The organism is Clostridioides sp. LIBA-2809 (genome assembly GCF_056688965.1).
This window is the reverse complement of the sequence record NZ_CP197004.1, coordinates 2,578,345-2,591,419: the sequence shown is the minus strand read 5'-3', so window position 1 is coordinate 2,591,419 and position 13,075 is coordinate 2,578,345. Positions and strand designations below refer to the sequence as shown.

Annotated in this window: 7 protein-coding genes and 1 riboswitch; of the genes, 6 read left to right on the top strand and 1 reads right to left on the bottom strand. The window is 27.8% G+C overall.

From position 1 onward, the window contains the following. Positions 1–17: 17 nt before the first annotated feature. The 6 genes from ACTG44_RS12255 (at position 18) to ACTG44_RS12230 (ending at position 10,831) form a co-directional block, all read left to right on the top strand. Positions 18–1,166 carry a mannitol-1-phosphate 5-dehydrogenase gene (locus ACTG44_RS12255; protein ID WP_021385253.1) on the top strand — a complete coding sequence of 383 codons (1,149 nt, stop codon included), beginning with the start codon at positions 18–20 and terminating at the stop codon, positions 1,164–1,166. Positions 1,167–1,270: 104 nt separating this feature from the next. Next, positions 1,271–1,372: riboswitch (purine riboswitch) on the top strand. A 181-nt stretch (positions 1,373–1,553) separates the two neighbouring features. Then, a complete protein-coding gene (locus ACTG44_RS12250) occupies positions 1,554–2,126 on the top strand; it encodes a xanthine phosphoribosyltransferase (protein ID WP_021385179.1) in 573 nt (190 codons plus the stop codon). A 64-nt stretch (positions 2,127–2,190) separates the two neighbouring features. Further along, positions 2,191–2,841 (top strand): fructose-6-phosphate aldolase, encoded by a 651-nt coding sequence (gene fsa, locus ACTG44_RS12245; RefSeq protein ID WP_021385171.1) that lies wholly within the window; start codon positions 2,191–2,193, stop codon positions 2,839–2,841. Between the two features lie 137 nt (positions 2,842–2,978). After that, on the top strand, positions 2,979–5,903 hold the full coding sequence (locus ACTG44_RS12240; RefSeq protein WP_021385120.1) for a sigma 54-interacting transcriptional regulator: 2,925 nt from the start codon (positions 2,979–2,981) through the stop codon (positions 5,901–5,903). Positions 5,904–6,619: 716 nt separating this feature from the next. Further along, the gene (locus ACTG44_RS12235; RefSeq protein WP_021385191.1) at positions 6,620–8,905 is read left to right on the top strand and encodes a bifunctional diguanylate cyclase/phosphodiesterase; all 2,286 of its coding nucleotides are present in this window, start codon (positions 6,620–6,622) and stop codon (positions 8,903–8,905) included. Between the two features lie 6 nt (positions 8,906–8,911). After that, positions 8,912–10,831, top strand: a complete 1,920-nt coding sequence (locus ACTG44_RS12230; RefSeq protein ID WP_479920515.1) for an extracellular solute-binding protein — start codon at positions 8,912–8,914, stop codon at positions 10,829–10,831. 309 nt (positions 10,832–11,140) lie between these two features. On the opposite strand, the gene ACTG44_RS12225 is transcribed toward ACTG44_RS12230, so the two are convergent. Continuing rightward, on the bottom strand, positions 11,141–12,619 hold the full coding sequence (locus ACTG44_RS12225) for an arylsulfotransferase family protein (protein ID WP_021385126.1): 1,479 nt from the start codon (positions 12,617–12,619) through the stop codon (positions 11,141–11,143). Between the last annotated feature and the right edge of the window lie 456 nt (positions 12,620–13,075).

Genomic DNA, 13,075 nt, shown 5'->3' with positions numbered 1-13,075 from the left:
CTTAGGAGGAACTTAAAATGAAAAAGGCAATTCAGTTTGGAGCAGGAAATATTGGAAGAGGATTTATTGGAGGCTTATTAGTTAAATCAGGTTATCATGTAGTATTTGCTGATGTAAATGAAGAAATATTAAACGCAATAAATAAAGATAAAAAATACACTATACACATAAGAGATGTAGAATGTATAGATGAAGTAATTGATAATATAAGTGGAGTTTCATCTATAAAAGAAGAAATAATAGATGAGATTGTAGAGGCTGAAATAATAACTACAGCAGTTGGACCTTTAGTTTTAACTAAAATAGCTTCTACAATTGCAAAAGGTATAAAGACTAGAAAAGAAAATGGATTAACATATAATCTAAATATAATAGCTTGCGAAAATGCAATATATGCAAGTTCTTCTTTAAAAGAGGAAGTTATTAAGTATTTAAGTAAGGAAGAAGTGGACTATTTAGAGATGTATGTTGGTTTCCCAAACTGTTCAGTTGATAGAATAGTTCCTCCAGGTAAAAATGAAAATCCTCTTGATGTAACAGTCGAAAATTTCTATGAATGGAATGTTGAAAAACAAGGATTTAAAGGAGAGATACCAAACATAGTTGGAATGAACTTAGCTGACAATCTTATGGCTTATATTGAACGTAAATTGTTTACACTAAATACAGGACATGCTATAACAGCTTATATAGGCTATTTAAAAGGATATAAGACTATAGAAGAAAGTATAAAAGATGAATACATTTGTAATATAGTTAAAAATGCTATGATAGAAAGTGGAGAAGGATTAATTAAAAAATACAATTTTGATTCCAAAGCACACTATAAGTATATTGATAAGATTTTAAATAGATTTAAAAATCCATATCTTAATGACGATGTAGTTAGAGTTGGAAGAGAGCCATTAAGAAAATTAAGTGACAAAGATAGATTGATTAAACCTTTAATTACAGCAAAGTCATATGGATTATCAGTTGATAATTTGATTCTTGGAATAGGTGCAGCACTTCATTATAATAATAGTGAAGATGCTCAAAGTGTAGAATTACAAGAGTTGATAAAATTGAATGGGGTAAAAAAAGCCATTGCTAAAATAGCTAATATAAATGATGATGAACTTTTAGATAATATTGAAAAAAGTTATACATTTATGGAAAATTTATAAATTTGCTTGAAAAATTGAGTGTTGATAAACTATTTATGGTATATTATTCTACACAGTTTGAATTATTTGTTGAATAATAGAGAATTATAATATATAATTAAAAAGAATAAATTAATATATTTACCTGTATATTTTTGATAATACGGTTCAAATGTTTCTACTAAGCTACCATTAATAGCTTGACTACAGGAGTGAAGAAGATATAGTTTATACTTATTTTAAATTATATATTAAGTTAATTACTTTGAATTTTAAGCTCCTGTCTATGATATAGACAGGAGCTTTTTTAGTATTTTAATATAAAATACTAGTAGTATAGATAGTAAAATTAGAGCAAATATAATTTTTTTATTAATATAATTTTAGAAAGGGTTAGGTGGGAGTTCAATGAAGGCTTTACAAGAAAAGATATTGAGAGAAGGCAGTGTTTCAGGAAATGACATACTAAAAGTTGATAGCTTTTTAAATCATCAAATTGACGTAGCTTTTTTAAATGAAATAGGAAGAGAGTTCAAAGAGAGATTTAAAGGAGAAAAGGTAGATAAAATATTTACAATAGAAGCTTCAGGAATAGCTATAGCATCAATTGTTTCGCAGTATTTTGATAATGCACCTGTAGTATTTGCAAAAAAATCGGAATCTAAGAACTTAGATAAAGACGTGTATGAAACTAATGTATATTCATTCACTAAGGCTAAGGAATACTCAGTTAAAGTTTCTAAAAAGTATATAAACAAAGGTGAAAAGATACTGATAGTAGATGATTTCTTGGCAAATGGAAGGGCTGCTCTTGGTCTTAAAGATTTAATTGAGCAAGCAGAAGCAAACTTAGTTGGAGTAGGAATTGTTATTGAAAAAGGTTTCCAAGCTGGAGGAGCACTTTTAAAGGCCAATAATGTAAGATTAGAATCTTTGGCAGTAGTAGAATCTATAGATAATGGAACTGTAAACTTTAGATAATTTATGATATTATATACTTGTGTTTAGCACATATTTTAATTATGTAATTATGGAGGATTTTTTTATGAGATTTTTTATAGACACAGCCAATATTGAAGAGATAAAAGAAGCAAATGATTTAGGTGTGATATGTGGAGTGACTACCAATCCATCACTAATAGCTAAAGAAGGTAGAGATTTTATAGAGGTAGTTAAAGAAATAAGCGAAATAATAGATGGACCAATAAGTGCAGAAGTAATAAGTTTAGAGCATAAAGGAATGATAGAAGAAGCAGAAAAATTATCTAAGATACATAAAAATATAGTTATAAAAATACCTATGACAGCAGAAGGATTAAAAGCAGTAAAAGTACTATCAAGTAAAGGTATAAAAACTAACGTTACACTTATATTCTCTGCCGGACAAGCTCTTTTAGCTGCTAGAGCTGGTGCTACATATGTAAGTCCTTTTGTTGGAAGATTAGATGACATATCACAAAATGGTCTTGATTTAATTGAAGAAATCGTTGACATATTTAGTGTAAATAGTATTGAGGCTCAAATAATAGTTGCTAGTGTTAGAAATCCAATACATGTTTTACAGGCTGCTAGAATGGGAGCAGATATAGCAACAGTTCCTCTTAAAGTTATAAACCAAATGATTAAGCATCCTTTGACAGACAAAGGAATAGATAGCTTTATGAAGGATTGGGAAGGTGCTTCTTTAAAATTATAATTGTAAAGTGTGATTATAAGTATATTAAAGTGGCTATTATGGAAATTCTAAGTAATAAGGCTAGGCTATTTTGCCTAGTCTTATTTTGGTGTATAATATATTGAAATAGATTAATTTTTTAAGTGAGGAGGCGAAAAATGGATAAAATATTAAGAGAAATACAAAGAGAAGATAAAAAAAATCCATATACAGACCAAGAACTTGCTGAAATGTTAGACGTAGCTAGGTCTGAAGTTATAGCAGTCAGAAAGAAGAATAATATTTTAGATTCAAGAGAAAGAAGAAAAACAATATTAATAAAAGATATATCAAAAATTGTAAGTGAAAACCCTCATATGTCTGAAAGAAAAATAACTGAGATATTAATAGAAAATGGATATAACATATCAAGAAGTGCAGTGTCCAAACTGTTAAAAGAAGAAAATTTGAATCAGTCAAAGAGTGGTATTAAAGATAAAGAACCAGCATCATCGGGAAAGCATGTAAAGGTAAGTAAGGCTGTAGAAGAAGATGGATTTGAAGACTTGATAGGTATAAAAGGAAGCCTAAAAGAAAAGGTAAACTTAGCTAAGTCAGCAATAATGTATCCTCCTAATGGTCTTCATACTATAATATATGGAGAGACAGGTGTAGGAAAAAGTGAACTAGCTACATGTATGTATAAATATGCTGTAAAAAACAATATCAAAGAAGAGAACAGTCCGTTTATAGTGTTTAACTGTGCAGATTATGCAGAAAATCCTAATTTATTGATAGCTCAACTTTTTGGAGTAGTAAAAGGTGCATATACAGGAGCCGATGCAAATAGAGAAGGTCTTGTAGAACAAGCTGATAATGGAATTTTATTTTTAGATGAAATTCATAGATTGCCTGCTGCTGGGCAAGAGATATTATTTTCATTAATAGATAGAGGAGAATTTAGAAGGTTAGGAGAAAGTAGTTCTACTAGAAAGGCAAATGTTCTCATAATAAGTGCTACAACAGAAAATCCAAATTCTAATTTACTTCAAACATTTAGAAGACGTATACCAATGGTAATAAATTTACCTAATATGAGTGAAAGACCGAAGTCTGAAAGATATGAAATAATAATAAAGTTTTTTGAAAGAGAAGCAAAACGAGTAAACAAGAATTTTATAATAACTAAAGAAGTTATGTGTGCACTAATGAATTATAAGTGTACTGGAAATATAGGTCAGTTAAAGAGTGATATACAAGTAACCTGTGCTAGGGCTTTTAGCAAATCAATATTTTCTAGCGATAAGGTAATTATAGATTTAGATAGTTTAAGGGATTATATAAAAAGTGGATATTATGATTGTAATTGTGAAAATGAAAAGTATTCTGAGTTCTCAGTTGAAGATATATATATAGATATTAGTGAATTGGTTAGTGGGAAAAATAGAATTTTATCAGATAATGAGATAAGTGAAATATACAATTATGCAGAAAAAGAACTTAAGGTTCTGGAGAGTAAATGTTTTTCTGAAGAAGAATTAAAAAATGCATTTATAGAAAAGTTAGATAAAAAGTTTAATGCTATTAAAAATAATAAAAACTTGTCTGACAGGAGAAGTAGAATAGACTGGGGTGGACAATTAAAAGAGTCTACACTAGAGATAATGGATAAGGTAATAATATTTATTAAAGAGCAGTTTAAACATGTAAATCAAGGGCTATATTTAGCTCTAGCAATTCACATCGAACATGCTATAGGTAGAATAAAAGATGGTAAACCTATAATAAATCCGAGTTTAGATAAAATAAAAGCATCAATGCCAATGGAATATGAGTTATCCAGATATATAATGGGTATAGTAGAAGACTTAACACAAGTTACATTTCCAGAAGATGAACTTGGATATTTAGCTTATTATATAAATAAATTTTGCTATAATGAGGAAAGTATAAAAGATAAAGTAAAAGTAGTAATAGTTACACATGGTAAAGTCGGTATTGAAATGTCTAATGTCGTAAACCATATTCTTGGTATAGAATGTACATTGGGTATAGAAATAGCACTTACGGATTCACCATCAGAAGGTATAGAACATGTATTAGAGGAACTTCGGAAGATAGAAGCTAGAAAAGGGATTCTAGTCCTAATTGATATGGGTTCTTTAGTAATTCTTGGTGATGAGGTTGAAAAAAGACTTGGTATTAGATGTAAAACCGTAAACAGAGTAGATACATTATTGGCAATGGAAGCAGGAAAACTTGCAACTATTGAAGGAAAAAGTTTAGATGGGATAATAGCGGATTTAAAGAAAAATAAAAATTATGCCATGATAAATACAAATAAGTTTAGTTATAGAAAAAATGAGTATGGGAAGAAAAATGTAATTATTACATTGTGCTTGAGTGGTGTAGGCACAGCTTTAAATTTAAAGGAGCATATAGAAAAACAAATTAAGGAGTATGATACTTCAATTGAAGTAAAGCCAATTGCTTTTTTAAATAATAATTTAGAAGAAGAGTTAAATGATATTGAAACTGAATATAATATTATTGCTATCTGTGGAACTATTGATATAGATTATAAAAATGTACCTTTTATCTCTTATAACGAGGTACTTGGAAAAAATGGTATTAATAAAGTTTTAGAACACTTAAATAATAAACAACCAGCTTTAAATAGTGATAATAAATTGGATAATTTAATACATGAAGATTTGATTTTATACAATTTTGAAGGAATTTCAAAGGAGTATATAATTGATACTCTTGTTTCAAAGCTTGAAGAAGGTGGATATGTAGATTCAAAGTATATCTTAAGTGTATATAAAAGAGAAGCTATGGGAAGTGTTGTAATGGGCTCAAAGGTAGCTGTACCACATGGTCTTCCAGAAAACGTTATAAAGCCTGCAATAGCCATAGCAAGATTAAATAAACCTATTGTATGGGATAATAAATTTATGGTAGATTTGGTAGTATTATTAGCACTTAAAGAAAACAATAAAAAAGAAATACGAAGCTTGTTTTCAAAAATTAATGACCAACATACTTTAGAAGTTCTATTAAATACTGAAGATAAAAATGAAATAAAAAAGATATTAAGTTAATTTTTAATATAAAAATGTAAAAATAAGGACAATTGATTTTAGTATGAGTTTTAAAATGGATTATTTTATCTAGTCAATTATTCAATATAAGGTTAATACCTTAAAATCAGCTTATTTGGTTTTATAGTGTTAGCCTTTTTTATTTACAGATAACTCAGTATAAGATAATGTTTATTAATATTTTTGTCATTTTATTTTTATAGTATTGTTATTATATATTAAAACATAAATATAGCACTAAAATATAAGTACATAGTAAGATTTTTGGTATGTTTAAAGATATGTTGCACATAGGTTTTAAAAAAAATCAAGATATTATTATATATAAATATAAAAAATATCTAAACTATTCCAAAATTAAAATATAGAAGCTATAATAAGGATAGGTTGCTATATTAAAAAATTAATTATTAATTATTTCTAATAACTAATAGAATAATTAAACCATCTTTTATAAATTGATAAAAATGGCTATCAAGTGTTTATTTTTTAAGGATTGATTATTATGAGATTAGTAATGAAAATACAATAATTTCCTATTTTCTTAAGTAATAGAGGGTAGTAGAAAATAACATTCTTGTATAAATAAAGATATTTAAATTATTGTTAATCTAAATTTGTATTATACAATAACTTACTTGAAGCTTAAGTTAAATTCGAAATTTTTAAATTATTCATACATATTTAGATTTATTATTCAAGGGGATATATATTATATGAGTGTAAAAAGAAAAACGTTAAACAGCGCACAAATGGTTAGAACAATAGCGATAGTATTCATAGTTATATGTTTTTTTATGGGTATAGTATGTTTTAAATACTATTGCAAATTGAGAAATACTGTGCAAGAAGAAAGTAGTAACTATCTTCAAGAAATATCTAATAGAATAGGGAGTAATGTGAGTAAGATTATTGATGACAGTTACTCTATATTAGATACAATAGCATTAATGATAAAAAATACAAATATAGATTCTTTTCATAAAGCAAAGCCTATGATGGATTCTCAAAAAAAATATTGGAATTGTCAAGATATTATGATGATTGATGAAAATGGAGTTGCATACAATTCTGATGGTAAATCAGTATCTCTTAGTAGTGACACATACCTTCAAGATGCTGTCATAAATAAGAAAGAGTCTATGTCTACATCACAAATGATAGATAATAAGGAATGTATAGTTTTTGCTGTACCACTAGATAGTGTGGTTATTGATAATAAAAATATAGTTGCACTTGCAATAAGTTACTCTCCTGAATCTTTTGATAAAGTGTTATCTATGACTTCATTTAATAATCAAGCATATTCACATATTATCAATAAAGATGGTACTGTTGTAGTTCGTTCGTCATCTCCTATTGCTGAAAAAACAGGGTATAATATACTGAACACTATAAGTCAATCTAAGTTAGACTCTAATAGTGATTTTAATAAGATGAAAAATGATATAAACAATAATCTTAGTGGGCAAGTAGGATTTAAATTAAATGGTTCACATGAATATATGGTATATATTCCTATTGGACAGGAGGATTGGTACTTGTTAACTTTTGTGCCAGTATCTGTAGTAAATGCAAAGTCAAACTTATTGTTGAAGATTACATTATTATTATGTGGTTTTATAACACTAGCATTTGCAATTCTTACAATAGCTTTGATAATATCTTTTTATAGACATAAGAAGAACTTAGAGTATATTGCTTATGTAGATACTGTAACTAGAGGAAATACAATACAACGATTTTATAATATCTCAGATGAATTATTGAAACAATCATCTGAACAACATGCACTTGTATATATGAATATTGAAAAGTTTAAAATGCTAAATGACCAGTTTGGAAGAGAAGCTGGAGATTCTATATTACGTGGAGTATATGATGGTATAACATCTCTTTTAGCTCCTAATGAATGTATGGGAAGATTGTTTGCAGATAACTTCTGTATACTTATAACATATAGTGAAGACACTTCTCTAACTAAAAGATTTGAAGATTGGTATAATGCCATAATGAAAAATTCTGGAAAGTATGGGTTTGAATGGGCTTCTCTTTCTATGCAGTTTGGTGTTTTTATAATTACAGATACTTCTATGGAATTTCCATACATGGCAGACCGTGCAAAGCTTGCACTGCGTGATTCTACAAAAGATTTTAAAAATAATAAGATAAAGTACTCGATTTATAATGAAAAAGTTCGTCAACAATTAGTACGTGAAAAACAATTAGAAGATATGATGGAAAGTGCCTTAGAAGAAGGAGAATTCCAAGTATATCTACAGCCTAAATATATGACTGAAAATGAAAAAATAGGAGGGGCAGAGGCATTAGTCCGTTGGATTAGTAAGTCAGAGGGAATGATTTATCCAGATGCATTTATCCCATTATTTGAGAAAAATGGATTTATTGTAAACGTAGATTTATGGGTGTTTGAAAATGTCTGTATGACTTTGCAAAGATGGTTTGATGAAGGTAAAGATTTAGTAAAAATCTCTGTAAACTGTTCAAGAATTCAATTAAAAGATGAAAAATTTTTAGATAAGTATTATGAAATTTTCTCACGTTATAATGTACCTTCACAGTATATTGAGATTGAGCTGACAGAAAATATGGTATATGAAGACACTGAACGCCTATCTGCCATTATTGATGAAATTCATTCAATGGGATTTGGATGTTCTATGGATGATTTTGGAAGTGGATACTCTTCATTAAATCTTATACAGGATATACCTGTAGATACATTAAAATTAGATAAGATATTTTTTAGAAATACTAAAAACAACTATGGTCGTACTAAGTCTGTAGTAAGTAGTATCATTGGTATGGCGAAATCACTTTCCATGACTACTGTGGCAGAAGGTGTTGAAGATTATAATCAAGTAAAAATGCTAAAAGAAATAGGTTGTGACTATATTCAAGGTTATGTATTTGCAAAACCAATGCCAATTTCAAATTTTGAAGAACTTTTATTTGGGTTACCAAAAAATGATGAGGAGTGATACTATATGCTACAATGTTTGAAGCTTAAATGTTTAAAACGCTTTTATAAAATCAAACTATCCTTGGTATTAATTTTACTTAGTATTTTTGTAACTTTTATAACTTGTGGGTGTACAAAAAATGAAACAGAAGATATTCTAACACAAAAAGTAACCCAAGATAATCGAACTCCTATTACCATTTTGGTTAAGTATGCTTTTTCAATTAATAATTTTGAAAAGGCTGTTGAAGAAAAGTTTCCTAATATTGATATTGTTCAAGTTGGAAACTATACAGCTAATACTACTCTGGCAGAGGAATATAAAGCACGTCTAGAACATGATGATTTAACAGATATAGTTATGACTTGGCCACTAGATGTAGGAGAGGAATATTGGGATGACCGACTTATTGATTTGTCTGGTATGACTTTTACCAGTAAATATAATACATCTATGCTTAAACCTATTACTAGGGATGGAAAACTTTACTATTTACCAGGTCCTGCAACTATACGTGCTATTGTATATAATAAAACGTTATTCAAAGAACATGGTTGGGATGTACCTAAAAATTATAATGAGTTTATTGAACTATGTCAAAAAATTGAGAAGACAGGTATACGTTCATTACAATTGAGTCTTGGAAATAAAGAAGTTTTAGAGACTCCATTTATTGGTTTTAACTATGCAAATAGTTTTAGTAAACCTGAAGATGCTAAGTGGCTTGATAATTATAATAATGGAAATGGAAGTTTTGGCGACCAATTTAATACGTCTCTAGATGTTTTTCAAGAACTTATCCAAAAAGGTATACTAAAGAAGAATGATTTAAACCTACATTATCAAGATAGCCAAAACATGTTATTTACTCGTAAGTGTGCTATGACAGAAGATTCTAATTTATTGGCACGTTCAGGTTTTGCTCAAACTGGTTCTACTGATGAATTTGCACTGATGCCATTTTTTAGCCCTGGAGAAGATGGAGATTGGGCTAGATTATATATGGTTTGTTACATTGGTCTTAATAAAAATTTAACTGAATCAAAAAATAAAGAAAAATATGATTTAGTAATGCAGTTGATGAATTATATTAGTACGCCTGAAGGGCAAAAATCATTGTCTAGTGATGCAGGTGGTATGTTCTCAAGTCTAAAGGGAATGTCATTACCAAGTGAACCTGAGATAGAACCTTTATTGCCAGCTTTAGAACATGGTAGATATGCTGTTTTTCCTACTTTTAAAAATACACAAGACTCGTTGCGTGATGGTCTTGCTGGAATGATAAATGGAACTTTAGATAAAAATGATGTTATAAAAATGGTGGATAAACAGAGCACCCTTTCTTCAAAAGCTGTAAGTCCTAAAATAATTGGAAATGCTAAAAAAGATTTCTCTATGATTGAAACAGGAAATATTATAACAGATGCGATGCGTGCTAAAAGTGGATGTGAAATTGCATTATTTTTAGATAATGGTAAAGATGGACGCTATAATGGTAAAGGAGTTAGTGCTAAGCTTTATAAAGGTGATATTACTACAACAGATATACAACGAATATTTCCTGATTTAAAGCATGGAGAGACTGGTACACTATGGAAGATAAGTATGACTGGTAAAGACCTTCTTAATACTTTAGAACATTCTATAACTGTGGATAACAATAGTAGTGGATGGTTTTATTATTTCTCTGGTCTTAAAATGGAGTACTCTCCAACAGATAAACCAGGTAAACGAATTAAAAAAATTACAACATCAGAAGGAGATTCTATAGATTTAAATAAATCATATTCAATTGCTGTTATGGACTATAGTGTTCCAGAGAAATATATTAAGAAGTGTGATAAGACGAACATTAAAGTTACTGATATAATAACAGAATATATAGAAAAACAGAAAAGTGTTTCTCCTAGTGAAGACCAAAGGTTTGTAATAGCAAAACCTTAACAACTTAAATTAATATATATACAAGTAGAAGTTAATACAGGACAGTGAAAATATGTATTATAATAATTTATATAGTCCAAATAAATAGAATTATATAGTGAATATAAGAAATTAAAAACTGTAGGCAGGAAAATACCAATAATATGGTATTATAGTGATTTTCTAATATTTAAGCAGGTGTTATAACAACATAAAAGTTGGCATCTGCTTTTTATATTAAAATAATAATCCTGCAAGTGAAATAATAGGTTTATTTTACTTGCAGGAGCTGTATTAATTTAAATTGGTATCTATTTCAAGATAAATTTTTTATTGAATCTTATAACATCTATACATACTTTCGCCACTTTTAAATGAGAACTTAAAATAAATTTTGTCATTAGAAAAGTCTTTTTCTATAGCTACTAAATCTTGATTTTCTCCAGCTTTTCCTCCAGTACCAATTAAAAATACTTTTTTATCACTATCTATTTCTTGAACTGAACCCATGTATTTATAGTAGTCATCTATACTGTATGAATGATATTCAGTAACTTTTTTATTTTCTTCATCCAATTTTATTTTAACAACTCTTGTAGCTTGATTTTTTACACCATTATCATATAGAGTTATATATCCATCTTCTGTAATTCTAGCATTATGTTGTCTTGAGAATTTTTGATTATCTGTTAAGTTAAACTCATCTCCTAATCCTCCTAGTGTCCAAACAATTTCTCCTGTTTTTCTATCTAATTTTATAACTTCATCTAAATTTCTAAATGAACAAATTAAGTTTCCATCATTTGGGTCAATAGTCATAGAATTAAAATGTACATAATCTAAAGCTGAGTCACTTTTGTCGCTAAAAGTATTATTTTCAACACTTTCTGAATATAGTTTCTGGTTGTCAATGCTTTCCCACTGCCATACAACTTTTCCATCTTTTATTTCTTGTAATACACTATTTACCACATAAGGTGAATTCCCTTTACTTAAGTCTGATGAAATATTTGTTGCTTTAACTTTTTGATAACTAGAAACAATGTAGTGATTATCATTTATGTATATAAAGTCATGATTTTCTAATTCAGTGCCAGCCTCTATATTTTCACTTTTTTCCATAGTAATTTTATTTATTTCATTATAATTTTCATCTAAGATTACAAGATAAGTTGGTGAATATCCAACGGCATTTATTCTTTTTGTTGAGTCTTTATCTTGTAGTAAGTATCCATATCTAATTTTTCCATCCTCTGTAGTTATTTTTTTAAAGTCAAAAGGATTTGATTCAACTTCTTTATAAAAAACTATATTTCCATCATTGTCCAATTTAAATACAAAATTATGTTCTTCATTGTGTGTAGTAAGATAATAATCACCATCATAAGGGCTATTTGCAGTAACATTATATTTTGGAAAATTTTTTGAAAGAGAATTTATATAATAATTTCTATATGAATTTTCGTTTTTGTACATAACAGATATTTTTATTTTTGAAGAGCTATTTATTTCTTTCAATTCAAAAGTAGAATTTTTAGATATATCTATTTCTTTGTCATTTATTTTTACGATGCTTGCTTTATCATGACTTTTTATTGTTATGCTATTTTGATTAGTAGAATTAAGTTGCTTTACATTTTGACTATTAAAAATGCCTTCTTTAGAAAGTGTTATATTATAACCATTTATAGTAATATCTAGTGTTGGTTTTGATTTGTTTTGACTTGCAAAGACTCGATTTACAAATAATCCAAAAATGAATAATACACTGCATAAAAATACAATCTTAAATAAATTTTTTCTTTTCATAGTTTACCACCTTTTCATATTAAGTTTTCATATTGACAACTTGATTTTATTATATGAATAAAGAAAATAGATGAATTTATTTATGCCAAAAATGAATTTTATTGGACAATTATATGAAAATTCATTCATATAAAAATAGAATGATAGAGAAAATATAAAAAAGTAAATCATATTTAGAGAGAATAATTACATAAAATTATTATTAAACATAAAAAACCATTAATAAAAAACAAAAAAATCATTTCTGTAACAAAAAAAACCACAAAAAATATAAAAAAGTATGGTTAGTTAAGTGATTAACAAGTAAAAATTAAAATAAAAATTAAAAAAAATTTATCAATGAAAGTTAGGTTAAATCCTATAACAGAGTGGTATTTTAGGGAAAACATTTTCTTTTGTTTCACAAAAAAAGCCACTTTTTGGCACGCGACATGCTTTATATAAAGGCAAGAAAAA

Coding starts and splice junctions, on each gene's coding strand:
- ACTG44_RS12255 (WP_021385253.1), top strand. CDS start 18: ATGAAAAAGGCAATTCAGTTTGGAGCAGGAAATATTGGAAGAGGATTT.
- ACTG44_RS12250 (WP_021385179.1), top strand. CDS start 1,554: ATGAAGGCTTTACAAGAAAAGATATTGAGAGAAGGCAGTGTTTCAGGA.
- fsa (WP_021385171.1), top strand. CDS start 2,191: ATGAGATTTTTTATAGACACAGCCAATATTGAAGAGATAAAAGAAGCA.
- ACTG44_RS12240 (WP_021385120.1), top strand. CDS start 2,979: ATGGATAAAATATTAAGAGAAATACAAAGAGAAGATAAAAAAAATCCA.
- ACTG44_RS12235 (WP_021385191.1), top strand. CDS start 6,620: ATGAGTGTAAAAAGAAAAACGTTAAACAGCGCACAAATGGTTAGAACA.
- ACTG44_RS12230 (WP_479920515.1), top strand. CDS start 8,912: ATGCTACAATGTTTGAAGCTTAAATGTTTAAAACGCTTTTATAAAATC.
- ACTG44_RS12225 (WP_021385126.1), bottom strand. CDS start 12,619: ATGAAAAGAAAAAATTTATTTAAGATTGTATTTTTATGCAGTGTATTA.